General features: G+C 71.8%; 20 protein-coding genes. 6 read left to right on the top strand and 14 right to left on the bottom strand.

Annotated features, from left to right (window positions below; all coding sequences use genetic code 11):
- Positions 1 to 9: 9 nt before the first annotated feature.
- The 6 genes from HRF36_RS03120 to HRF36_RS03095 form a co-directional block, all read right to left on the bottom strand.
- Positions 10 to 612 (bottom strand): hypothetical protein, encoded by a 603-nt coding sequence (locus tag HRF36_RS03120; RefSeq protein WP_173206039.1) that lies wholly within the window; start codon positions 610 to 612, stop codon positions 10 to 12.
- 79 nt (positions 613 to 691) lie between these two features.
- Positions 692 to 2,506, bottom strand: a complete 1,815-nt coding sequence (locus HRF36_RS03115) for a choice-of-anchor G family protein (RefSeq protein ID WP_173206036.1) — start codon at positions 2,504 to 2,506, stop codon at positions 692 to 694.
- Positions 2,503 to 3,399, bottom strand: a complete 897-nt coding sequence (locus HRF36_RS16220; protein ID WP_173206033.1) for a hypothetical protein — start codon at positions 3,397 to 3,399, stop codon at positions 2,503 to 2,505. The genes HRF36_RS03115 and HRF36_RS16220 overlap by 4 nt, the downstream gene beginning before the upstream one ends.
- 17 nt (positions 3,400 to 3,416) lie before the next feature.
- Positions 3,417 to 4,085, bottom strand: a complete 669-nt coding sequence (locus tag HRF36_RS03105; protein WP_173206030.1) for a signal peptidase I — start codon at positions 4,083 to 4,085, stop codon at positions 3,417 to 3,419.
- Positions 4,086 to 4,096: 11 nt separating this feature from the next.
- A complete protein-coding gene (locus HRF36_RS03100) occupies positions 4,097 to 4,837 on the bottom strand; it encodes an acyl-CoA dehydrogenase (protein ID WP_254280989.1) in 741 nt (246 codons plus the stop codon).
- Positions 4,838 to 5,065: 228 nt separating this feature from the next.
- Entirely contained in the window at positions 5,066 to 6,232 is a 1,167-nt protein-coding gene (locus HRF36_RS03095) for a cysteine desulfurase family protein (RefSeq protein WP_173206027.1), read from the bottom strand.
- A gap of 78 nt (positions 6,233 to 6,310) precedes the next feature.
- On the opposite strand from HRF36_RS03095, the gene glgX reads away from it, so the two are divergent.
- From glgX to HRF36_RS03080, 3 genes are all read left to right on the top strand, one after another.
- On the top strand, positions 6,311 to 8,356 hold the full coding sequence (gene glgX, locus HRF36_RS03090) for a glycogen debranching protein GlgX (RefSeq protein WP_173206024.1): 2,046 nt from the start codon (positions 6,311 to 6,313) through the stop codon (positions 8,354 to 8,356).
- Complete coding sequence (ybaK, locus tag HRF36_RS03085; protein ID WP_173206021.1) at positions 8,353 to 8,856, top strand: Cys-tRNA(Pro) deacylase; 504 nt, start codon at positions 8,353 to 8,355, stop codon at positions 8,854 to 8,856. The genes glgX and ybaK overlap by 4 nt, the downstream gene beginning before the upstream one ends.
- A 148-nt stretch (positions 8,857 to 9,004) precedes the next feature.
- Positions 9,005 to 9,646: a cold shock and DUF1294 domain-containing protein gene (locus tag HRF36_RS03080; RefSeq protein WP_173206006.1), complete on the top strand. Its 642-nt coding sequence runs from the start codon at positions 9,005 to 9,007 to the stop codon at positions 9,644 to 9,646.
- 28 nt (positions 9,647 to 9,674) lie between these two features.
- Here HRF36_RS03080 and HRF36_RS03075 read toward each other — a convergent pair whose 3' ends face one another.
- From HRF36_RS03075 to HRF36_RS03065, 3 genes are read right to left on the bottom strand one after another with little or no spacing between them, the layout of a single operon-like run.
- Positions 9,675 to 11,792 carry an ABC transporter ATP-binding protein gene (locus HRF36_RS03075; RefSeq protein ID WP_173206003.1) on the bottom strand — a complete coding sequence of 706 codons (2,118 nt, stop codon included), beginning with the start codon at positions 11,790 to 11,792 and terminating at the stop codon, positions 9,675 to 9,677.
- Positions 11,789 to 12,859, bottom strand: coding sequence for an ABC transporter permease (locus HRF36_RS03070; protein ID WP_173206000.1), 1,071 nt, complete (start codon positions 12,857 to 12,859; stop codon positions 11,789 to 11,791). The genes HRF36_RS03075 and HRF36_RS03070 overlap by 4 nt, the downstream gene beginning before the upstream one ends.
- A gap of 9 nt (positions 12,860 to 12,868) precedes the next feature.
- A complete protein-coding gene (locus HRF36_RS03065) occupies positions 12,869 to 13,855 on the bottom strand; it encodes an ABC transporter permease (RefSeq protein ID WP_173205997.1) in 987 nt (328 codons plus the stop codon).
- Positions 13,856 to 14,073: 218 nt separating this feature from the next.
- Between HRF36_RS03065 and HRF36_RS03060 the strand changes: the two genes are divergently transcribed.
- Complete coding sequence (locus HRF36_RS03060; RefSeq protein ID WP_173205995.1) at positions 14,074 to 15,747, top strand: ABC transporter family substrate-binding protein; 1,674 nt, start codon at positions 14,074 to 14,076, stop codon at positions 15,745 to 15,747.
- A gap of 32 nt (positions 15,748 to 15,779) precedes the next feature.
- On the opposite strand, the gene HRF36_RS03055 is transcribed toward HRF36_RS03060, so the two are convergent.
- The 5 genes from HRF36_RS03055 to HRF36_RS03035 form a co-directional block, all read right to left on the bottom strand.
- A complete protein-coding gene (locus tag HRF36_RS03055) occupies positions 15,780 to 16,370 on the bottom strand; it encodes a signal peptidase I (protein ID WP_173205992.1) in 591 nt (196 codons plus the stop codon).
- Positions 16,367 to 17,287 (bottom strand): hypothetical protein, encoded by a 921-nt coding sequence (locus HRF36_RS03050; protein ID WP_173205989.1) that lies wholly within the window; start codon positions 17,285 to 17,287, stop codon positions 16,367 to 16,369. Before HRF36_RS03050 ends, HRF36_RS03055 begins: the two co-directional genes overlap by 4 nt.
- A complete protein-coding gene (locus HRF36_RS03045; protein ID WP_173205986.1) occupies positions 17,284 to 18,183 on the bottom strand; it encodes a hypothetical protein in 900 nt (299 codons plus the stop codon). Before HRF36_RS03045 ends, HRF36_RS03050 begins: the two co-directional genes overlap by 4 nt.
- The gene (locus HRF36_RS03040) at positions 18,180 to 18,797 is read right to left on the bottom strand and encodes a TasA family protein (protein WP_173205983.1); all 618 of its coding nucleotides are present in this window, start codon (positions 18,795 to 18,797) and stop codon (positions 18,180 to 18,182) included. Before HRF36_RS03040 ends, HRF36_RS03045 begins: the two co-directional genes overlap by 4 nt.
- Before the next feature lie 186 nt (positions 18,798 to 18,983).
- Entirely contained in the window at positions 18,984 to 19,562 is a 579-nt protein-coding gene (locus HRF36_RS03035; protein ID WP_173205980.1) for an alternate-type signal peptide domain-containing protein, read from the bottom strand.
- A 411-nt stretch (positions 19,563 to 19,973) separates the two neighbouring features.
- Between HRF36_RS03035 and HRF36_RS03030 the strand changes: the two genes are divergently transcribed.
- On the top strand, positions 19,974 to 21,974 hold the full coding sequence (locus HRF36_RS03030; protein ID WP_371739980.1) for an alpha-1,4-glucan--maltose-1-phosphate maltosyltransferase: 2,001 nt from the start codon (positions 19,974 to 19,976) through the stop codon (positions 21,972 to 21,974).
- Between the two features lie 10 nt (positions 21,975 to 21,984).
- Positions 21,985 to 24,165 carry a 1,4-alpha-glucan branching protein GlgB gene (gene glgB, locus HRF36_RS03025; RefSeq protein WP_173205974.1) on the top strand — a complete coding sequence of 727 codons (2,181 nt, stop codon included), beginning with the start codon at positions 21,985 to 21,987 and terminating at the stop codon, positions 24,163 to 24,165.
- The last annotated feature ends 9 nt before the right edge of the window (positions 24,166 to 24,174 follow it).

Genomic DNA, 24,174 nt, shown 5'->3' with positions numbered 1-24,174 from the left:
CCCCGACGCTCAGCGCCGGGCGACGCCCGCCTCGCGCAGGGCCACGTCCGCGAGGCGACGGACGACGGCGGGCTCCCCCGCACGCCAGGCGGCGACGGGGTCGGGCGCGACCGCGAGCGCGGCTTTCGCGTCCCGGCCGGTCAGGGCGCGCAGCGCGAGCAGGTCCTCTCCGCCCGGCAGCGCGAGCAGCGAACGGACCGAGGAGGCGCGGCGCACGAACGCGATCCGCCCACGCAGCCAGACCCACAGCACCACGAGGCTCGGCACCCCGGCCACGACCAGGCCGGCGACGAGCGCCGCCCGCGCGACACCGTCCTGCTGCTGCCTGCCGGCGTCGGCCAGGGACTGCCCGGCACCGCTGGCCCCGTCGAACGGTGCGCTGGCGGCGCCACCGACCAGGGGCAGCCCGGCCAGGGCGCGCGACGCGTCCTGCATCGTCCCCTCGAAACCGGCCCCCGCCTCCTCGAGCTGCCTCCCGAGGTCGGCGAAGGTGCCGATGAACCCGGCGATGCTGACGCCGAGCACGACGAACACGACGACGAGACCGATCGCCACGACGTCACCGGTCACCTGACGGGTGCGGACGAGGGGGGAGGACGAGTAGAGCTGCATGACCCCAGTCTGACGCGAGGCGGAGCGCGCGAGGCCGACCCGCGCCTCCTCGGGTCCGTGGCCGGCGCCGGCGCGACGACTATCGGGGCACGGTGCTGACGGGGCCGACCCTCGACGTCGCGAAGTCGAGCGAGGTGACCGTCGTCGCACCGGCCGACAGGGCCACCCGCAACGCCCCCACCTGGTACGGACTGGTCGACCACTTGTCGGCCGGCGCGGTGGTCACGACGCCGCCGGGGTAACCCGGCTGGTCGGGTCGCAGGTTGACACGCAGCGACAGCGCCGAGGGCAGGCGTGCGGTGAGGGCGCCCACGGCGGTGACGACCGGGGCGAGCGTGGTCGAGAGGGTGCTGCCGAGGGTCGTGATCGGGGTGACGAGGGTGGCCGTCACCAGGGTGGCGATCGACCCCACGAGAGCGGGGGCGGAGTTCGCCAGGGGCGTGAGGAGCCCGTTCAGCACCGCACTCAGGGCCGCACCGAGACCGAGCACGGGCAACACGGTTCCGGTCACCGACGCCTGGGCGGTCGACGGCGACGCGAGCACCTGGGATAGCGACCCCTTGACGACCACGTCCACCCGGAGGACAGGCACGGCGGCGCCGAGCAGCGTCGCCGTGAGGTCGACCTTCAACGCCACGTCGAGGTTCACCCTGTCGACCGCGGCCTTCAGCGCCGTGACGATCGACGAGGTCAACCCGTCGAGCAGCCCGCCCACCGAGGCCGTGATCGAGTTCATCGCCGTCGCGCTGAGAACCAGCTCGGTGTTCGGCGCCAGGCCGTTGATCCCACCCGTGGGCCCCACCAGCTTGACCAGGTCGACCCTCACCAGGCCGGTCGACGGGGTGATCGTCACCGTTCCGTCGGTGCTCGTCAGGGAGCCCGCCAGCAGAGGATCGACGGCGGCCTGCAGGTTCAGGCCCGAGACGACGACGTCGCCGCTCACGGACCCGAGGCTGAGCAGGTTCGTGAGGGCGGTGACCGTGCCCAGCACACCCGACTTCACGACGCCCGAGATCGTTCCGTTCGGGCCGGCCAACCCCGCGGCCGCGAAGTTCAGGCTCGTGACCGTGCTCGACACCTGGCCCGCCAGTCCCGCCACCGCCGGGCTGCGCAGCTCGAGGCCGAGACCGGCGACACCGTAGTCGCGGACGACCCCGGTCACGCTGCCGTCGCCCCAGATGCGGCTCTCGAGCGCGCGGCAGCCGTCGAGCGTCGCCGACGAGGCGACCGCGCCGACGGTCAGGTCGGCCCGGTCGAGCGCGGTCGTCGCGGGCAGCACCGAGGTCAGTCCGATCCGCGCGGGGCCGGGCAGCGAGGTGCTCGGCGTCGTGGGCGTCACGCCGAGTCCGCCCGAGTCGCTCACCAGGCCCGAGGCGGCGGCCGCCGTACCGGTCGGGGCGACCCGCGTGAACTGGTTCAGGGCTCCGGCCGACCCGACGGGCAGGTTCGTGCCGAGTCCGGTGAGGTCGAGGCCCACGAGACCCGAACCGGCGCTCACCGACAGCGGATTGCGGAACGTCGTCGTGCCTCCGGCGTCCGTGGTCGGAGCGGGCGACGTGGGCACCGCGGTGACGACCCCGGCCCGGGTGCGGGCCAGGTCCGCACCGCGCAGGGCGGCGACGGTGTCGAGGTCGGTGCCGGCGAGGCTACCGCGCGCGAACCGACTGGAGGCCGCCGCCGCGTACCCCGTGTCGGTGCCGCAGGTGAACCTCGACGTGCCGACCAGGCCGTACGTCCGCTCGGAATCGGTCCAGGCGGCGGTCGTCGTGGCCGGCGGGGGCACGATGACGGCCCCCAGGACGGCGGCCACCGCGACCGCGGCGACCAGGGCCCGACGCGGGGTGAGCCGCGTCCGCAGCGACGGGCGACCGGCCGTGTGCCGTCCGCGCGTCACGGGGTCACCGACCGGCCTCGGCCGCGCAGGTGCAGGGCGAGACCGATGAGCAGGGCACCCGCGCCGGCGACGGCCGGGCCGAACGCGAGACCGCCGGTGTAGGCGAGGAAGCGGGTGGGGTCTGCCCGGACGACGGCGACCTCGGCACCGGCGGTCACGACCTCGGTGCCGTCCGCTCCGTCGCCGAGGGTCGCCGCGCCTCCGTCCCCGGGGTCGGTTCCGGGGACGGCGGTGCTCGACCCACCCGGCAAGGGCTCGTCCGTGGGGTCGGGGCCGGGTTCTGCGGGCAAGGTCGGGATCGGGTCGAGGGCGGTCGCGGTGATGCCCACTCCCACGCGTGCGGTCTGGCCCATCAGCGAGCCGTCGTCGCCCGTCGGACCGTCGACGAGACCGAGGCTGACCAGCAGGAACACCCGGCCCGCGCCTCCTGCCGACCGCACCGGCCAAGCCGGACCGCCGTCGACGAACGAGGAGGCGCGGGTCGGCTCGGCGACGGGCCACGCCCCGGTCGCGCAGCGCGGAGTCGTCTCGAGCTGCTGCCACTCGACGTCACAGGCGTCCACCCCGAGGGCGAGGCCGTCGCGTCGCTCGACGAGCGAGCCCGAACCGACCAGCTCGATGCTGAGGGCCACCCGGTCGCCGGTGGTGACCTCCGTCGCGATCTGCCAGCGTCCCGGCGAGGACGGCGCGATGTCGGCGGTCCCGGTCAGATCGTCCGAGAGGACGAGGTGGCCGTCGAGGCCGGTCTCGGGCACGGGTTCGAGGGCGCGGGCGGTGCCGGCCTGGACGGTCAAAGCACCACCGAGCACGAACGCCGCGGCCCCGACCACGGCGAACAGCGTCGACGCTCGGCCGGGTTCACGGTGCGCGGGGCCACGCTGCCCACGGCTCACGGGGTCCACGATCGACCTCACCCTCGACGGCGGGCGTCGCGTCGCGTCGGCCAGAAGGCCAGCACGATCGCGGCACCGACGACGGCGACCGCGAGGCCCCGGGCCGGCGGGGTCGACATCGTCGTGAGGACGAAGCCGAGCCCGGGGGCCGAGGCGACCACGAGACGGGCGTCGCGCACGACGTAGGGGTCGCGGTCGTCCGAGTCGTTGGCGTCGCCCCTCAGCACGAGGGACCGCGCGGCGGCGTCTCCGGGCACGGCGGTGGTCGAGACCACACGGTGCGTCACGGGTACCTCGAAGCCGGGCCGCGGCACCGTGACCACGTCGCCGGGTCGCACCTCCGCCGCCGCGACGGCCCGTGTGACGACTGCTCCGCCCGCGGGCACGGTCGGACTCATCGAGCCGGTGAGGACGACCACGAGCGACAGGCCGAGCACCGTCGAGACGGCGATCCAGAGCAGGCAGACCGCACCCACGAGTCCGACGACCGAGAGCAGGACCGTCGAGGCGACGTCGACCGGGCGCCGACGCGGGCGGCTCGGGCGCCGCGGGCGGGCGGAGGCCCGCGTCGCGGCCCGGGTCGCGGCCCGGGTCGCGGCACGACCGAGCGTCGCCTCGGCATCCGCCACCCGGCCGGTCGACGATGCGTCGCCGCGGGCCGGGGATCGTGTGTCGGTGTCGACCACGAGGGGCTCCGTCACTCGACGCTGGTCGAGGCGAACTCCCACGCCGGGGCGACCGTGCGGCCCTGGAGGGTCGAGGACGCCGCCGTCGCCGCGCTCTGCGGCAGGGTCACCTCGAAGCAGTAGAACTGCGTGGTGCCGGACCCGGCGGCGAGACGCTGCGTGCCCGTCGCACCGGTCGAGGCGAGGGGACCGGTGCCGATGGTCGTCGGAGCCGTGAAGGCGGCCGCCGTGCAGGTCGGGGCGGCTCCGGTCGCCGGGACGACCACGGTCGCCACGCGGACGGTCAGGGCGGCGAAGAGCGTGCCCCCGGCGTCGGCGACGGCCACGCCCGTCGCGGGGACGGCGGCGCGGACCTGGACGTCGGCCGGGACGGTCGTGGTCGCGGTCGTGCGGAGGGCGACGCCGGCGTAGACGCTCTCGCCGGGGCTCAGGGTCTGGGCGCCGGGGGTGAAGAGCATGGCCTGGCCGGGGTTCGCCTCGAAGTCGGCGAAGCCCGCCGTGTAGGGCGACGTGACGCTCTGCTGCACCTCGAAGGTGCCCGTGCCGATGCCGGGGCCACCGGCGCCGTCACCGGCGTAGACCCATTCGCTGTCGGTCCAGGCGGCCACCGTGTAGCCGAGCCCGCCGACGACCAGGGCGCCTCCGGCGGCCAGTGCCGCGACCTTGCGGAACCTGCGGGACCTCGGGGCGTGATGCTCGGAGGACGCGTCGGCCTCGCGAGGGGTGTCGGAGGCAGGGCTGTGCTGCGTCATGGTGGTGCTCCTGATCCGCGACGACCGGTGAGGGCGTCGCTCGGATGTTGCGATGGACGCCCGTGGTGAGTGGGCGGCGGGCCGCGAGTCAGCGGCGGGGGCGAGGGATGGTGAGGCCCTGCCCGTGAGACGTGCTCACGTGTGATGACGTCGAGTAGACCACCCCCTGCGGGGTCCGACAACCCACCCGTTCGGGGGCCACGGGACCTCGTGGAGCCCTGCCCCGGGTCAGCGGGCGCCGAGCGCGGGAGCGCGGTCCGCGTAACCCGCCCGGCCGGCGCGCGCCACGGCGGACGGCAAGGCCGCGAGCAGCGCGTCGACGTCGGCGTCGGTGCTCGTGTGCCCGATGGTCATCCGCAGCGCACCGCGGGCAGCGTCCGCCGGCAGCCCCATGGCGAGCAGCACGTGCGACGGCTCGGGGATGCCGGCCTGGCAGGCCGACCCGGTCGACACGCTGACCCCCGCGGCGTCGAGCAGGAACAACAGCGAGTCGCCCTCGCAGCCGTCGAAGGTGAAGTGGGCGTTGCCCGGCAGCCGGTCGACGGGATCGCCCCGCAGCACCGCCCCGGGCACCGACTGCAGCACCCCGGCGATCAGCCGGTCGCGCAACGGCTCGTAGTCCCCGTGCCGCTGCTCGGCGGCGACGGCGAAGGCCACGGCGGCCGGGGCGTCCTGGGTGCCCGAGCGGACCTGCCGCTGCTGCCCTCCGCCGTGGATCAGCGGCACGACGGTCGCCGAGCGCGACAACACGAGCGCGCCGATACCGATGGGCCCGCCGATCTTGTGGGCGCTGACACTGAGCGCCGCGAGCCCCGAGGCCGCGAAGTCGATGGGCACCTGCCCGTACGCCGCGACGGCGTCCGAGTGCACCGGCACCCCGTGAGCCGCGGCGAGCGCCACGACCTCGTCCACGGGCTGCATGGTGCCGACCTCGTTGTTGGCCCAGAGCAGGCTGACGAGGGCGACGTCGTCGTCCTCGTCGAGGGCCGTGGCGAGGGCGTCGACGCGTACCCGGCCCCGCTCGTCGAGGGGCAGCCAGGTGACGACGGCCCCCTCGTAGCGTTCGAGCCACTCGACGGTGTCGACGGTGGCGTGGTGCTCGCCGGCCGGGACGAGGAGGCGCGGGCGCGGGCGGTCGGACTGCCTCGCCCACCAGAGCCCCTTGATCGCGAGGTTGACCGCCTCGGTGCCGCCCGAGGTGAAGACGATCTCGATCGGGTCGCACCCGAGGGTCGCGGCGACGCGTTCTCGCGCCTCTTCGAGGACGCGCTTGGCGTTCTGGCCGGCCGAGTGGATGGACGAGGGGTTGCCGACCGTGCCGAGCGCCTCGGCGTAGGCGGCGATCGCCGCCGGGTGCATCGGCGTGGTGGCCGCGTGGTCGAGGTAGACGCTCATGTTCGGGTCCTCAGGCTGGGGTGGGCGGTGACGCTCGATGATTTCGGGGCCGACGCGCGCCTCCTCTACTGTAAACGCGTGACCGACCTCGACCCTCTGCGCGATCTCGGCATCCGTCCCGGGCCCGACGGGCCGACGCTGCGCGTCTGGTCGGCGTCCGCGTCCCGGGTCGACGTCGTGATCGACGACGCCCCGCACGACCGCGTCGTGCCCATGACCCGCGACGAACACGACGTGTGGAGCGCCACCGACGGTGCCCTCACCCCCGGGCGGCGGTACTGGCTGCGAGCCGACGGGCCCACCGGTGCCGGCAACGCCTTCGACCCCTCGCTCGAGCTGCTCGACCCGTACGCGCGGGGGCTCGGTCGCACGGGACGTGGCACGTGGCAGTCGACCGTCGTCGACGAGTCGTTCGACTGGGGCGGGGTGGCCAAGCCCCGCACGCCCCTCGACCGGGTGGTCGTCTACGAGGCGCACGTCCGCGGTCTGACCCGACTGGCCCCCTTCGTGCCCGAAGAACTGCGCGGCAGCTATGCCGGCCTCGCCGCCGAGTCGACCATCGCCTACCTGACGGGCCTCGGTGTCACGGCGGTGCAGTTGCTGCCCGTGCACCAGCACGTCGACGAGCAGCGTCTCGTCGCCCAGGGCATCGAGAACTACTGGGGCTACAACACGCTGGGCTACTTCGCCCCGCACGCCGCCTACGCCAGCCGCGACGCCCAACTGGCTGGCGCCTCGGCGGTGCTCCGCGAGTTCAAGGGCATGGTGCGCCTGCTGCACGAGGCCGGCATCGAGGTGTACCTCGACGTCGTCTACAACCACACGGCCGAAGAGGGCGAGGTGGGCGGCCCGGTCACGAGCCTGCGCGGCCTCGACGGTTCGGCCTACTACCGCCACGACGCCGAGGGCCGCCCGGTCGACGTGACGGGGTGCGGCAACTCCCTCGACACGAGCACGCCGGCCGCGTCTCGGCTCGTGCTCGACTCGCTGCGCTACTGGGCGGACGAGGTGCAGATCGACGGGTTCCGCTTCGACCTGGCCGCGACGCTCGGGCGAGGGGCCGACCACGTCTTCGACCCCGAGCACCCGCTCCTCGAGGCGATCGTGACCGACCCGGTCCTCGAGGGCGTCAAGATGATCGCCGAGCCGTGGGACGTCGGCATGGGCGGCTGGCAGACCGGCGCGTTCCCCGACGGCTGGATCGAATGGAACGACCGGTTCCGCAACCGGGCCCGCGACTTCTGGCTGACCGACGTCGCCGCCGCCCGCTCCCAGGGCGCTCCCCCGTCGGGCCTCGGCAGCTTCGCGTCGAAGCTCAGCGGGTCGAGCAACATCTACGCCCACGACCGCGGCCCGCTGTCGGGCGTCAACTTCGTCACGGCGCACGACGGCTTCACACTGCTCGACCTCGTCTCGTACGACGGAAAGCACAACCTCAGCAACGGCGAGGACAACCGCGACGGCACCGACGACAACCGGTCGTTCAACCACGGGGTCGAGGGCGACAGCGTCAATCCCTGGATCTCGGACGCCCGCCGCCGGTCGATGCGCAACCTGCTCGCCACGCTCTTCGTGTCGGCCGGCATCCCGATGCTGACCGCCGGCGACGAGCGTGGTCGCACCCAGCACGGCAACAACAACGCCTACTGCACCGACAGCGAACTCACCTGGGTCGACTGGTCCGACGAGCCCTGGCACCGGGCCCTGCACGACGACGTCGCGACCCTGGCCCGGCTGCGTGCCGAGCACCCCGCCCTCCGCCCGTCGCGATTCGGCCTGGACGGCGCCTGCACGCTCAGCGCCAACGAGATGTCGTGGTACTCGGCCTCGGGTGACGAGATGCGTCCCGACGAGTGGAACGACCCGGGTGTCCGCACCCTCCAGTACCTCGCCACCTCGACCCCCGAACACGAGGCGCCCGACACGGTGCTCGTGGTGGTGCACGGGGCCGAGACCAGCGTCACGGTGACGCTCCCCCGGCACCACGGCGTGACGGCGTACACGGCGCTCTGGACCAGCGACGATCGCAGCGTGCCCACGGCCGCCGCCCCTGGCGACGAGCTGCTCGTGTCGGGCCCGACCGTCGTGGTGTTCGGCGCCACGACGGTCGAGGACGCCCCGTGAGCACGAAGGACGCCGGAGGGGCGCGCGGCCCCGCGACGCCGGCCACCGTCGCGCTCGCCGCCGCCGGCATCCCGTTCACGGCACACACCTACGAGCACCACGACACGGCGACGAACTTCGGTGCGGAGGCCGCCGCCGAGCTCGGCCTCTCGGAGGAACGCGTCTTCAAGACCCTCGTGGTCGACGCGGACGGCACCCTCGTGGTGGGCGTCGTCCCGGTCGCCGGCCGTCTCGACCTCAAGGCGCTCGCCGCCTCCGTCGGGGCGAAGAAGGCCTCGCTGGCCGACCCCGCCCTCGTCGAACGCCGCACCGGCTACGTGGTCGGCGGCATCAGCCCGCTCGGCCAGAGGACCGCGGCGACGACCGTGGTCGACGCGAGCGCCGCCTCCCTCGATTCTGTCTTCGTCAGCGGCGGGAGGCGCGGGTTCGACATCGAGATCGCCCCCGACGACCTCGTGCGCGCCACCGGCGGCACCTACGCGTCGATCCGCCGCGACTGACCCGCGCCGCGCCTCCCGCCATCAGCCCGCGGAGCCCACGCCGCCACGAAGTGGACACCGCGCCGCGCTAGAACGTGACGCGGTGTCCACTTCATGGCGCGAAGCGAAGGCGGCGGGCACACGGCGAGCGCGGGCTAGGGTCGGGCGCATGACCGGCGGACCGGCCCGGGTCGAGGGCACGCTCACCTCGTGGGACGACGACCGCGGCTTCGGGTTCCTCACCCCGACCTCGGGGCGGGGCCGCGCGTTCGTCCACATCACGGCGTTCGGCCGCGGCACGGCCCGGCCCCGGGTCGGCGACATCTATTCGTACGAGGTCGACCGTCACGGTGACCGGGGGCCGGCGGCCGTGCGGGTGTCGTCCGTCGGCACGCGCTGGTCCGTACCCCGGGCCCGGGCACCCCGCCCCACGCGGGCAGGCAGGGTCGCCCTCGTCGTCGGGCTGGTGGTCGTGCTCGGCGTCGCCGCAGGCGCCTGGGCCCTGACCCGAGGGTCGACGTCACCCCTGCTCGGCGTCCTCACCCCCTGGCTGATCGGCGGACTCGTCGGCGTCACCGTCCTCACGGCCCTCGTCTACGCACTCGACAAATCCGCGGCCCGGCGAGGACGGCATCGCGTACCGGAGCGGACGCTGCTGCTGCTCGGTCTGCTCGGCGGCTGGCCCGGAGCCCTCGTCGCGCAACAGCTGCTGCGCCACAAGACGAGCAAACGCTCGTTCCAGCTCGCCTTCTGGGCCACGGTCGGAATGAACGTGCTGGTGGTCACCCTCTCGCTCGCGCTGCTGCGCTGACCCCCGGCGGGCTCAGACCCCAGCAGCCTCAGACGAGCTGCTTCTCCCGGGCGAAGTGGCACGCGGCGGTGTGGTCGGCGCCGTCGCGACCGTGCGGCAGCATCGTGGGCACCTCGTCCTCGCAGCGGGAGCGCTGGGCCTCGGGCAGCATCGCGTAGAGCGGGCAGCGGCTGCGGAACCGGCACCCCGTCTGCTTGACCGTCGGCGTCGGCGGGTCCCCCGGCAGCACGATGTGCTCACGTGCCCGCTCCTTGACCGGGTCGGGTACCGGCACGGCCGACAGCAGTGCCTGCGTGTACGGGTGCAGCGGGTGCTCGAACACCTCGTCGACCGGGCCCGTCTCGACGGTGCGGCCGAGGTACATCACCGTGACCCGGTCGGCCACGTGCCGGATGACCGAGAGGTCGTGCGACACGAACAGGTACGACAGGTCGAGCTTCGCCTTGAGCTCGGCCAGCAGGTTGAGCACGCCGGCCTGGATCGACACGTCGAGCGCCGACACCGGTTCGTCGAGCACGATCAGCTTCGGATCGGCCGCCAGCGCCCGCGCGATCGAGATGCGCTGCCGCTGCCCGCCCGAGAACTCGTGGGGGTAGCGGGTGGCCGCGGCAGGCTCGAGCCCGACGAGGCGCATCAGCTCGGGCACCCGGCGTGACACCTCGTCGCGGGGTCGACCGATCGCGAGCAACGGTTCGGCGATGATGTCGCTGACCGGTTGACGCGGGTCGAGGCTGGCCATCGGGTCCTGGAAGACCATCGACACGGCGCCGCGCAGCCTCTTCACCGTCGAGCCGTCGAGCTTGCGGTCGAGGGCCGTGCCGAGCAGTTCGATGGTGCCGGCCTCGGGCACGCGGAGGTCCATGATCTCGTGCAGCGTCGTGCTCTTGCCCGAGCCGGACTCGCCCACGAGTCCGAGCGTCTCGCCTTCGCGCACGTCGAGGTCGACCCCGTCGACCGCCCACACGCTGCCCACGCGTCGCTTGAACACCGACCCCTTGGTGAGCGGGAACGTCTTGACGAGTCCGTCGACGTGCAGCACCCGGTCCCGCGACGCCCGGGGCACGGCCGCCAGGTCGGAGGTGAGGGCGGGCGGGAGGTCGTAGACGTCCTCGGGGTCGGTGCCCTCGCCCACGAGCTGGTCCGCGTGGAGGCAGGCGGCCCGGTGGCCGACCTCGACCGCCGGGGCCTGCTCGAGCGCGGGCTCGTCGACGCGGCACTCGGCCGTCACGAGCGGGCAGCGCGCCGCGAACGGGCAGCCCGGGGCCAGTGACAGCAGCGACGGCGGCGTCCCGGGGATCGGCACGAGCGGCTGGTCCGACCGCTGGTCGAGCCGCGGCAACGCGCCGATCAGACCGACCGTGTACGGCATGCGGGGGTGGGCGAACAGGTCGTCGGCCGTCGCCGTCTCGACGACGCGTCCGGCGTACATGACGGCGATCCGATCGGCGAACCCGGCGATGACGCCCAGGTCGTGGCTCACGAACAGCAGCGCGGCCCCCGTCTCGCGTTGGGCCGTGCGCAGCACCGAGATGACCTGTGCCTGGATCGTCACGTCGAGGGCCGTGGTCGGCTCGTCGGCGAGGATGACGTCGGGGTCGTTCGCGATGGCCATGGCGATCATGGCGCGCTGCCGCATGCCACCCGAGAACTCGTGCGGGAACGAGTCGACCTGCCGCTCGGGTTCGGGGATGCCCACGAGTCCGAGCAGCTCGATCGCCCGCTCGCGCGCCTGCTTCTTCGAGCCCCCGCGGTGGATCAGCACGGTCTCGGCGATCTGCTGGCCCACCGTGTAGACCGGCGTGAACGCCGACAGCGGGTCCTGGAAGACCATCGCGATGCGTTTGCCGCGGATCGCCGACATCGCCTTGTCGCCGCGGCCGAGCAGTTCTTCGCCGTCGAGCGTGATCGAGCCGGTCACCTTGGCGGTGGAGGGCAGCAGGCCGAGCACGGCCAGGCTCGTGACCGACTTGCCGGAGCCCGACTCGCCGACGATGCCGAGCACCTCGCCGCGGCGCAGCGTCAGGTCGACACCGCGCACGGCGCGCACGTCGCCGTCCGGGGTCGGGAAGGTCACGGTGAGGTCGTGCACCTCGAGCACCGGAGCCGAGGAGGCGCGGGTGCGGTCGACCGGTTCGGTGAGCGTCATGCGCGCTCCCCCTTCTCGTCGTTCGTGCGGGATGGGGCGGGGCTCGCCGCCTCGGAGACGCCGCCGGCGCGACCGAGGGGCGTCGCGCCTCCTGTGCTCTCGGGCGTCCGGCCGCGCGAGCGTCGGCGGCGACCGGTGCGGCCGGCCGTCGAGGTCGGGTCGAGCGCGTCGCGCAGCCCGTCGCCGAGCAGGTTGCTCGCGAGGGCGAACACGATCAGGGCGCCGGCCGCGAAGAAGAACAGCCACGGCTTGGTGGTCGCGGCGCTCTGGTTCTGGGCGATCAGCGTTCCGAGCGACACGTCCGGCGGCTGGACTCCGAAGCCGAAGTAGGACAGCCCGGACTCGGTGAGCACGGCGGCCCCGATCGCGATCGTGGCATCGATCACCAGGAACGACGCGACGTTCGGCAGGATGTGCCGCAGGATGATCGTGAAGTGGCCGATGCCCATGTAGCGGGCGGCGCGGATGAACTCCCGCTCCTTGATGCTGAGGGTCAGCGAGCGCACCACACGGGCCGTGATCATCCAGCCGAAGAGGGCGAGCAGGGCCACCAGGATCAGCCAGCCGTACTGCTTGAGGCGCGGCGAGAGGATGGCGATGATGAGGAACGACGGCAGCACGAGCAGCAGGTCGACGAAGACCATCACGGCCCGGTCGATCCAGCCGCCGAAGTAGCCCGCCATCGCACCGAGCATCCCGGCGATCACCGTCGAGAACAGGGCGACCAGCAGACCGATGAGCAGCGACTTCTGCAGGCCCCGGGCGGTCTGGGCGAAGACGTCCTGGCCGATGTTGTTCGTGCCGAACCAATGCGTGCCGGTCGGCGGCGACGACAGGGCCGTGTAGTCGATGTAGTCGTAGGCGAACGGCGAGACGAGCGGGCCGACGAACGCGAACACGAACAGCAGCAGCACGACCACCAGGCCGACGGTGGCGCCGCGGTTGGCGAACAGGCGACGGAAGGTCAGCACGAAGCGGTTCGGCGTCGTCGCCGCGACTTCTTCGCGCGACTCGGGGACGACCGCGTCGGACGGACCCTCGAGCAGGTCGGGTGTGAACCGGGTCATGGGGCGGCCCTACTTCTGCGCTCGGACGCGCGGGTCGAGCACCGCGTTCAGCACGTCCGACACGAAGCCGGCGAGCAGGACGACGATGGCGCTGTACAGGGTGTACGCGACGACGATGTTGATGTCGTTCGACTGGACGGCATCGATGAACCAGGCACCGAGGCCGTTCCAGGCGAAGATCTTCTCGGTGAAGGTCGCCCCGGTCAGCACGCCGAGAAACGCGAAGGCGAACAGCGTCGTCATCGGGATCAAGGCCGTGCGCAGCCCGTGCTTGAAGATCGCGGGGCGACGACGGAGTCCCTTGGCGCGGGCCGTGCGGATGTAGTCGGCCTGCAGCACGTCGAGCATCGTCGCCCGCTGGTACCGGCTGTAGACCGCGATCAGACCGACGCCGATCGAGATCGTCGGCAGCAAGAGGTGCGCGATGCGGTCCCACGCGATCGTGCCGAAGCCCCCGGTCAGGTTCGGCGTCGCCTCACCGGTGAAGGTGATCAGCTGATAGCCCAGGACGTCGTTCAGCTTCGTCGCCCCGATCTTCAACAGCACCGCCGTGAGGAACACCGGCGTCGAGATCAGGATGAACGACAACACCGACGACACACGGTCCGAGAACTTGTACTGCCTGATGGCGTTCCAGGTGCCGACCACGACGGCCAGCACGATGCCGAGGATCGAGCCCACCAGCAGGAGGCGCAGGCTGACCCCCAGCCTCGGCCCGAACTCCTGGGTGACCGGCTTGTCCTGGATGGTCTGACCGAGGTCTCCCGTGACCGCACCCCCGAGCCAGTGGACGTACCGCTCGCCCAGGGGGTCCTTGTCGTTGACGCCGATGGAGGTGAGCTTGGCGTCGACCACCTCGGCCGAGGGCCGGGGATTGCGGTCGGCGTAGACGGCACGGGGGTTGAGGGTCGCCGAGGCGAGGAAGTACGTGAGCGACGTCGCGATGAAGACCAGGGCGACGTAGTACACCAGCCGGCGGGCGAGGAATCGAGCCATGGCAGATCACACTAGACGTACCCCGCGGCCCGACCAGCTGGCCAGGTTTCGAGCGTGTAACAAATTCACATGAAAGTTTGCGTGGATTCAAGGCATCCGTACATTTGGGCACACGCGGTCAGTTCTCGGGACGCGTCGCGACACGTGCCCGCACAGGTCGACGACGCAGTACGTTCCCGCTGATCAGCACTTTTCACCACCCTTCAGTTCGGAGTGCCATGAAGATCACGAAGAAGCTCGGCCTGGCGGCCGGCCTCGTCAGCATCGCCCTCGTCGTCACGGCGTGCAGCGGTGGCGGCGGCGACGACGGCAACGGGGCCGCCAAGAACGGCCAGTTGTCCCCCGATGGCGACATCAATGCCACGGCCGCGGCCGACGTCCAGCAGGGGGGCGACCTGACCCTCCCCTTGCAGCAGCTGCCCTCGCAGTGGAACTACGCGCAGCTCGACGGAGCCCTCGGCGATGCCTCGCTGATCGAGAGCGCCGTGCTGCCGCAGCCCTTCCGCATCGACGAGAAGGGCGTGCCGCAGATCGACGAGAACCTCGTCACGAGTGCCGAGGCGACGAGCCAGGACCCGCTCGTGGTGACCTACGACATCAACCCCGACGCGGTGTGGAACGACGGCACCCCGATCACGGTCGCCGACTTCCAGGCCTGGAAGACCGCCCTCGACGGCTCGAACGCCGAGTACCAGGTCGGCAGCACGCTCGGCCCGGACCGCATGGCCTCGGTCGAGGCGGGTTCGAGCGACAAGCAGGTCGTCGTGACCTACTCCGAGCCGTTCTCGGACTGGAAGAGCATGTTCGCCCCGCTCTACCCGGCGAGCCTCTACAACGACCCGACCGCCTTCAACACCGCGTACGTCGACACCCTGCCCGTCTCGGCAGGACCGTACAAGGTCGAGAAGATCGACACGACGGCGCAGACCGTGACGATCGTCCCGAACGAGGCGTGGTGGGGCGACGCGCCCAAGCTCGACTCGATCGTCTTCCGCGCCCTCGACAGCGACGCCGACGTCGACGCGTACCTGAACGGTGAGATCGACTTCGTGACGGGAAACTCGTCCGAGCGGTACGACCGCCTCAAGGGTGCGAAGAACACCGACATCCGTGCTGCACCGTCGGCCCGGTACACCCACGTCGACTTCAGCACGAAGGGCGTCCTCGCCGACGAGAAGATCCGTCAGGCGATCCAGCACGCGGTCGACCGTGAGGCGCTCGGCAAGGTCATCACCGGCACGCTCCCCTACGAACTGACGCCGTTGAACAACCACCTGTTCCTCAGCACGGACGGGGCCTACCAGGACAACGCGAAGGAGACCGGCGACTACGACGTCGAGAAGGCGAAGAAGATCCTCGCCGACGACGGCTGGGAGCTGAACGGCGACGTGCTCGAGAAGGACGGTGAGAAGCTCGAGATCGCCATCACGATCCCGTCGGGCACGCCCATCTCGCAGCAGCTGTCCGAGGTCATGCAGAGCCAGCTCGCCGCGGTCGGCATCACCTTGAAGATCAACGCCGTGGCCGTCGACGCGTTCTTCGAGGACAACGTCACCCCCGGCAACTACGACATGACGATCTTCGTCTGGCAGGGCACCGGCTACCAGGCGTCCGGTGTCAGCATCTACAACTCCGACGAGCAGGGCCAGAACTACGGCCGTGTCTCGAGCCCCGAGATCGACGAGCTGCTGAACCAGGCCGTCGCCGAGGGCGACCCCGAGAAGGCCGCCGACCTGTACAACCAGGCCGACGAGAAGATCTGGGAGATCGGGCACTCGATGCCGATCATCCAGGCGCCGTTCATCTCGTTCCAGAGCCCCAAGCTCGCGAACTACGGCGCTCGCGCCGGCGCGAGCGACGTGGACTGGACGATCGTCGGCTTCACGAAGTAGGAGCACCGCCCGAGGCCCGTCCGGCCCCTCGCTCAGCGTGGGGCCGGGCGGGCCTTCCGCGTCCGCGCCCGCGCCCGCCGACGCTGCGCCTCCACCAGGCCGGCGGCCAGGGCGTAGCCCGCGTAGCCGAGCAAGGCGATGGCCACGAGTGGCACGATCCACGACCGGGCGTCACCGTTCACGACCTGGTTGACGAATCCGAGCCACGGCACCGAGTACCAGAGCGTGCCACGCACCTGTTCGGGCAGCACGAGGGCCTCGTCGGGCTCGGAGTTGTTGTCGCCCTTCGTGACGAAGGCCGTACCGCCGTCCGACGACGACACGACCTCGATCACCCGGTGGCTGATCACCTCGGGACGGCCGCTCTCGATCTGGTACGTGACGACGTCGCCCAGATGGATCTCGTCGACCGCTGTCGGCTCGACCACGATCAGGGTGCCCGGGGGCAACCGGGGCTCCATCGAACTGGTCAGCACGGTCAGCGGTGTGGCCCCGGCGACCTTCGGCACGACGATCAGCACCAGCGCGAGTCCCACCACGACGGCGAACAGCCCCGCGCTGAGGCCGAGGCCGAGGGCGTGCAGCAGACCCTTCTCGCGCACCGCGGCACGGCGGCCGCTCACGGCCGCTGCCTCGCCGGGTCGTCCGACGCCCTGTCGTCCTCCGTCGGGCGGCGGCGTCCGACCGCCACGAACGCGCCAGACGACACGGCGATCGCCGCGATCATCAGCGGCAGCCACGTGCCCCGCAACGGCACGGGCACGAAGTCGTCGAGCGCGTCGAGTGCGTGGAGGGGCAGCTCGGTGCCACCGACTCCGGCCGGGCCGCCGCCGGAGGACGCGGCCCCGCCGGCTCCGGCAGCCGAGGAGGCGCGGGTCGTCACCGCCTCGATCGTCGCGCTCGAGACGCCGCCGCCACCCGCGCCTCCTGCGCTCGTCTCGACGGAGCCCGCCGAGTCCGCGGGAGCGGCGGTCCCCGTCGGAGCACAGTCCGCGGGCACGGCCGCACCGGCGAGGCCGGTGAGCGTGACGAGCACGCCGAAGTCGAGCGTCTGGCCCCCGGTGCCGTCGGCGGCGGACTCGGCGAGCGCGACCGAGACGGTGACCGGGACCTCGCGCCCCGCGGCGAGCCGGAGCGGGGCGAGGACGCGGGTGCAGCCGTCGCCGGCCAGGGTGACGGGGGGCAGGGCGCCGACGTCGAGGTCGGAACGCGAGCTGACGGTGACGGCCTCGGCGAACGCGGGCGACGAGGTGGTGACGTCGACGAGGCGGGCGGTGAGTGTGGCCGGCTCGCTCGACAGGTTCTTCACCCAGAAGGTGCCGGTCGCGCTCGCCCCGGGAACGAGCCTCAGGTCGTCGCCGAACAGCGCGGAGTCGAGCCGACCCTGCCAGTGTTCCCCGTCGTCGCTCACCATCAGACGCGGCGCGGTGGCCGCCGCTGCGGACGTCGGGGCCGTGAGCGCACCGCCACCCACCAGAGCCGTAACCAGGGCAGCCACCCCGAGGACGGCCGCCACGACGGAGCGGCGGGTCGCGGTCACGAGCACACCACGGTGCGAGCCGTGCTGGTCGAGTGCTGACCGAAGGTCACGTAACCGCTCGACACCACGGTCGACGTCGGCGCCCCGGCCTGGTCGAGGACGACGACCCGGGTCAACACGCGCCCGTCGGGGGCGAGGTCCGTGCTGATCTCCGCAGCGTCGAGCTGGAAATAGCCGTTGTATCCCTGGTCGGGATCGGCCACGAGGGTGCCGTCGATGCTCAGGCCGTAGTAGGTGTCGAGGGGACGGGTGGACTTGTCGTAGCGGATGGTGACGTACCAGGCTCCGGTGTCGGTGCAATAGACGGGCGGGAGCGAGTCGGCGGTGGCCTGGGAGAAGCCGGCCGAGCTGCTAGCGGTCCACGAGCCGGCGGTGACCGTCGTCGTGAGGCTCGCGTCGACGGTGGCGGACGCCGGCGCGTCGGCCGTCGGCGTCGTGCGATAGCACCAGGAGGCCGACCCTCCCGCGGGCAGCACGACCGACGGGGGTGCGGGCGGTGAGGCCCAGGTACCGGCCAGGGCGGTCGAGGGGGCGGTCGCGCTCGGCGTGCAGGCGGTGGTCGAGTCGACCGGCCACGTGACGACCGAGATCTCCGAGAGCAGGGTGGTCGAGGCCGGGGTGTTCGTCGGGGCCGTCGAGGCCTGGATCGTCCCCGTGGCCGCCACGTTGCCGGTGTTCCGCAGGGTCACGGGCGCCGTGACCGACGCCGACCGGCTCTCGTACGTCGTCCCGAGACTCGAGACACCGTCGACGGAGGTCGAGAGCGTGCCGAGGGTGGCCGTCTGGTCGAACGACGTCGAGGCGCTCCACAATGCCCAGCTCGTGCCGGTGCCGCTGCCGACGAGCAGCACGACCAGTCCCACGACGAGCGCGACCCGAAGGCGTGCGGGCCTCACGACGTCACCTGCGTCCCCGACACGGTGATCGTCAGGTCGGCGACCGAACCCGACGTGGCCAGGGGGGCGTCCGGATCGAGGGCGAGGACGAGACACGCGAGGGCCGAGACGCCCGAGGGAAGCGTGAAGTACCCGGAGCCGGTGTCGAAGCCGGCGGGCCGGGCCGAGTACCCGCCGCTGGTCGTCGCCGTGCATTCCGACGCCGAGGACACCGGCGTGATGCGCAGTGTCAGTTCGTCGAGCGAGTCCGCGCCGGTGCCCGATGCGCCGGACGACGTCGTGGTCGCGGTGACAGCCACCCGCATCGACAGCGGGACGTCGCCGCCGTTCGTCACCGAGAAGGTGGTCGCGGTCGCCTGCCCCGGGGCGAGGGGCGTGTCGAGGTCCGGCTGCCCGGCGATCGAGAGCGCGGCCGTTCCCGACCTCACGATCTGGGCGTTCGAGGTCGCGGACGTGTTCCACAGCGCGTACGTGCCGCCCGTCGCCACGAGGGCGACGGTGACGGCACCGGCCACGACGGCCGTCCCCGCCCACAGCGATCGCAGCGGACGACGGGACGAGGAGGCGCGCTCGGTGGAGCGGTGACGCGCGCGTGCGCGGAACGGTCCGGTCAACGTCTCACCCCCTGGTGGTCGGTCGTGCGATGCGGTGGTCCGGGGCCCGCTGGTCGGACGAGTCGGTCGGGTCGGTCGGGAGGTCGGGTCGAGTGGGTCGCCGCGAGGTGGCGACCGGGCCGCGTCGGGTGCGGCCCGGTCGCCCGTCGGTGACGCGGCTGCTGCGGCCGTCCGGCCGGGGCGCCGCTACGCGATGGGGCGCTGCGTGAGCGTGAAGGTCAGCTTGCTCAGGTCGAGCGTGCCACCCTGGCTCGCGGCGTCGGTCTCCGACGAGGGCAGCTCGACGACGAAGGTCACGACGGCCGAGGTGCTGCCGGCGGAGACCGGGGCGACGACGTAGCTGCCTGGCGCTCCCCCCGCGGTGACGCCGGACGGCAGGGTCGTGGTGCCGACGGCGGTCGAGACGGTCAGGGCGTTCGTCACGTAGGGCTTGAGGCTGCCGGTGACCGACGTGGCGTCGTAGGTGAGGTCGGCGCGCAGGTCGTTGCCCGAGGCGGCGATCGTGATCGGCTGCGTGAACTGCAGTTTGCTGCCGGGGACGATCTTGTAGGCGGCGACCTGGGCGCTCGTCAGGGCCGTACTCCGGCCGTTGGTGACGTCGGTCCAGCTGCCCGCCGACGCCTGGGTCAGCGAGAGGGTGCCCGAGGCGACGCTGGCGGCGTCGACCTCGGTGCTGGCGTTCCAGAGGGCGAAGGTCCCCGCGCCACCGAGGAGGAGGGCGATGCCGGCCGCGCCGGCGACGGCACCCGTGACGAGCTTGTTCATGTCGGTCCTGTTCCGCGCACCGAGGCGCGCTCGAGCGCCGCCGTGCGCCGTCGGTCAGGTCGACGTCGGGGTGGCGCACGGCGTTGCAGGGCTGTCGGCTCCGGGTCGGGTGGCCGATCGGTGTCGTCGGACGCCGGGCTCTCGAGGAGTTCGGGTTCTTCGGGCGGGCAGGCCGCGGCGACAGATCCGACAGTACGCGGTCCCCCAAAGTGCCGACAGGTCATTCATGCTCATGCATGCACCCAGTTGGGGGGACAAACCGGACCCTGACGTCTGTCCGTGACAGGGCGGACACAGCTTCGTACCCCGAAATCAGCGTTTCGCACCCGGATGCACCGTCACCACGCCGAGTCGGGCCCGGGCCCGCCCCGGGTCGGGACCGGGCGGGCCAGACCGGGTACGGTCGACAACGTGGCGACAGCATACGAACCCAGAGTCGGGCGGATCCCCATCACGGGCCTCACCCCGACGACCCCCGACCGCGTGTTCCCGACGAAGGCCTTCTCCGGCGAGGTGGTCACCTTCGGGGCGACCGTCTTCCGAGAAGGCCACGACCTGATCGGGGCCGAACTCGTCACGATCGACCCCGAGGGCGTCGAGAGCCGACACCGCATGGCTGCGGGCGTCCCCGGGACCGACCGCTGGACGGCGCAGGTGCAGCTCGAGACCGAGGGCGACTGGGCCTGGCAGGTCGAGGCCTACACCGACGACTGGGCCACGTGGTTGCACGCCGCCGAGATCAAGGTGCCGGCCGGACTCGACGTCGAGGTCACCTTCGCCCTCGGCAGTCGGCTGTTGGCCGACGCCGTCGACGACTACCCCGACACGACACTCATCCGCGACGCGGCCAAGGCGCTCGCGAACCCCGCCCTCTCCCCCGCCTCGCGCCTCCGCGTCGCCACCGACCCGCGCCTCGCCGCGGTTCTCTCGCTGAAGCCGCTCGCGAGTCTCGTCACGCGCAGCGCACCCGAGGCCCTCCGCGTCGAACGCAGCCGTGCCGGCCTGGGCAGCTGGTACGAGTTCTTCCCCCGGAGCGAAGGCGCCCGCAAGCAGACCGACGGCACCTGGAAGAGCGGCACCTTCCGCACCGCGGCCCGCCGGTTGCCCTCGATCGCCCGCATGGGCTTCGACGTCGTGTACATCCCGCCCGTGCACCCGATCGGTACGACGTTCCGCAAAGGGCCGAACAACTCGTTGACCGCGGGGCCGGCCGACCCCGGGTCCCCCTATGCCATCGGCTCCCCCGACGGCGGGCACGACGCCGTCCACCCCGACCTGGGCACGGTCGCCGACTTCCGCTGGTTCGTCGACGCCGCGAAGAACGCGGGCCTCGAGCTCGCCCTCGACCTGGCCCTGCAGTGCTCTCCCGACCACCCCTGGGTCACCGAGCACCCCGAGTGGTTCACGACGCTGCCCGACGGCACGATCGCCTATGCCGAGAACCCGCCGAAGAAGTACCAGGACATCTACCCCCTGAACTTCGACAACGACTACGAGGGCGTCAGCCGCGAGGTGCTGCGCATCGTGCGGCACTGGATCGAGCTCGGTGTGACGATCTTCCGGGTCGACAACCCGCACACCAAGCCGGTGCGCTTCTGGGAGTGGCTGCTGCACGAGATCCGCGAGACGAACCCCGAGGTGGTGTTCCTGTCGGAGGCGTTCACGAAGCCGGCCATGATGCAGGCGCTGGCGCAGGTGGGCTTCCACCAGTCGTACACGTACTTCACCTGGCGCAACGAGAAGTGGGAGCTCGAGGAGTACCTCGACGAGCTGTCGAAGGAGACGAGCGCCTGGTTGCGTCCGAACCTCTTCGTCAACACCCACGACATCCTCACGCCCTACCTGCAGTTCGGTGGGCCCGCTGCCTACAAGATCCGCGCCGCGATCGCCGCGACGGCCTCGCCGACCTGGGGCGTCTACTCGGGTTACGAACTCTTCGAGGACGTGGCTCGCCCGGGCAGCGAAGAGAACATCGACAACGAGAAGTACGAGTACAAGCCCCGCGACTGGGCCGCCGCCGAAGAGGCCGGGGCATCGCTGGCGCCGTACCTGACGCAGCTCAACCGCATCCGCGCCTCCCACCCGGCCCTGCGGCAGCTGCGCAACCTCGAGATCCACTCGAGCGACGACGAGTCGATCCTCGTCTTCTCGAAGTACCTCTCGCGTGCCCACACCCGCAGTGGTCGCGCCGACGGCATCATCGTCGTCGCCAACGTCGACCCGCACTCGGCGCGCGAGACGACCGTCCACCTCGACGTGACCAAGTTCGGGCTGCAGCCCGGTGGCACATATACCGTGCGCGACCTCATCACCGGTCAGTCGTGGACCTGGGGCGACGACAACTACGTCCGTCTGGACGCCTTCGTCGAACCGGTGCACGTCCTCTCCGTCGACCTCAACCGAGCCCCGTAGGAGCGACCCGATGACCACCACTCCCCCGACCGGACCCCACACCACCTTCGCTCTCGGCGACGACGAGGTGTACGCGGCTGCCACCGGCACCCACGGCCACCCCCACGCCGTCCTCGGCGCACACCCCCGCGGCGGCCGCACCGCCGTGCGCGTCGTCCGACCGCTGGCCGACGCGGTCACGGTGACCGGCGCCTCCGGGTCCCCGCTCGCCCTCGAACACGTGGCCCACGGCCTCTGGCAGGGCGTCAGCGACGAGCCCCTCGGTGCGTACACGGTCGAAGCGACCTACGAAGGAGGCGCGGCGTGGGTCTCCGACGACCCCTACCGCTTCGCCCCCACCGTCACCGAGTTCGACCTCTACCTCTTCGGCGAGGGCCGTCACGAGCAGCTCTGGAAGATGCTCGGCAGCCACGTGCGCGAACACGAGGGCGTCACCGGCACCTCGTTCGCCGTCTGGGCGCCGCACGCACGCGCCGTCCGCGTCAAGGGCGACCTCAACGGCTGGAACGGAGAACGGCACGCGATGCGCCGTCTCGACGGCAACGGCGTCTGGGAGCTCTTCGTGCCCGGCATCACGGACGGCATCTACAAGTACGAGATCCTCACCCCCGACGACGTCTGGGTCGAGCGCGCCGACCCGATGGCCCGCACCTCCGAGGTGCCGCCGCTCACCGGCACAGTGATCACGAAAGCCGGTCACGCCTGGGCCGACGACGCCTGGATGACCGCCAGGGCCGAGAACGACGTCCACGCCGGCCCGATGAGCGTCTACGAGCTGCACGTCGGCTCGTGGCGCCCGGGCCTCGGCTACCGCGAGCTGGCCGACCAGCTCATCGAGTACGTCGGCGACCTGGGATTCACCCACGTCGAGTTCATGCCCCTCGCCGAGCACCCCTTCGGCGGCTCGTGGGGCTACCAGGTCACCGGGTACTACGCCGTGACCAGCCGGTTCGGCAGCCCCGACGACCTGCGCTACCTGATCGACCGGCTGCACCAGGCCGGCATCGGCGTGATCATGGACTGGGTGCCCGGGCACTTCCCCAAGGACGAGTGGGCCCTGGCGACCTTCGACGGTCGCGCCGTCTACGAGCACTCCGACCCCCGCCGCGGCGAACAGCCCGACTGGGGCACGCTGGTGTTCAACTTCGGTGACTCGCAGGTGCGCAACTTCCTCGTGTCGAATGCCCTCTACTGGCTCGAGGAGTTCCACATCGACGGGCTGCGCGTCGACGCCGTCGCCTCGATGCTCTACCTCGACTACAGCCGCAACGAGGGCGAGTGGCTGCCGAACGAGTTCGGCGGACGCGAGAACCTCGAGGCGATCAGCTTCTTGCAAGAGGCCAACGCGACGGCCTACAAGCGTCACCCCGGCATCGTCATGATCGCCGAAGAGAGCACCAGCTGGCCCGGCGTCACCCGCCCGACGAGCGAGGGTGGCCTCGGCTTCGGCCTGAAGTGGAACATGGGCTGGATGCACGACACCCTGGACTACGTCGAGAAGGACCCCCTCTACCGCGCCTACCACCACGGCGAGATCACCTTCTCGTTCGTCTACGCCTTCAGCGAGAACTTCATGTTGCCGATCAGCCACGACGAGGTCGTGCACGGCAAGGGATCGCTGCTGGCCAAGATGCCCGGAGACCAGTGGCAGAAGCTCGCCAACCTGCGGGCCTACCTCGCCTACATGTGGGGCCACCCGGGTAAGCAGTTGCTCTTCATGGGCAGCGAGTTCGGTCAGCCCAGCGAGTGGAGCGAAGAGCGAGGGCTCGACTGGTGGATTCTCGACCAGCCCGTCCACCAGGGGCTGCACGGGCTCGTGGCCCGCCTCAACGAGGTGTACCGCGACGAATCGGCGCTCTGGGCGCACGACTTCGACACCGACGGCTTCGAGTGGATCGAAGGCGGCGCCGCCGAGCACAGCGTCGTGGCGTTCCTCCGCAAGTCGGGGTCGGGCGAATCGTTCGCCGTGCTGGCGAACTTCTCGGGTCAGCCCGTACGGATGCGCTTCGGTCTGCCCGAGGCCGGCCGGTGGGACGAGATCCTCAACACCGACGCCGAGGTCTACGGCGGCTCGGGCGTGGGCAACTACGGTGGCGTGACCGCGACCGACGAGCCGTGGGCGGGTCGCCCCGCCGCGGCCGACGTCCAGTTGCCGCCGCTCGGCGTCGTCTGGCTCAAGCTGCGCCGCTGAGTCCCTGCT

The sequence above is a fragment of the Frigoribacterium sp. VKM Ac-2836 genome (genome assembly GCF_013248995.1).
In the GTDB taxonomy this organism is placed as follows: Bacteria; Actinomycetota; Actinomycetes; order Actinomycetales; family Microbacteriaceae; genus Frigoribacterium.
Note: the sequence above shows the minus strand (reverse complement) of the source record. Positions and strands in the feature narration are given on the sequence as shown.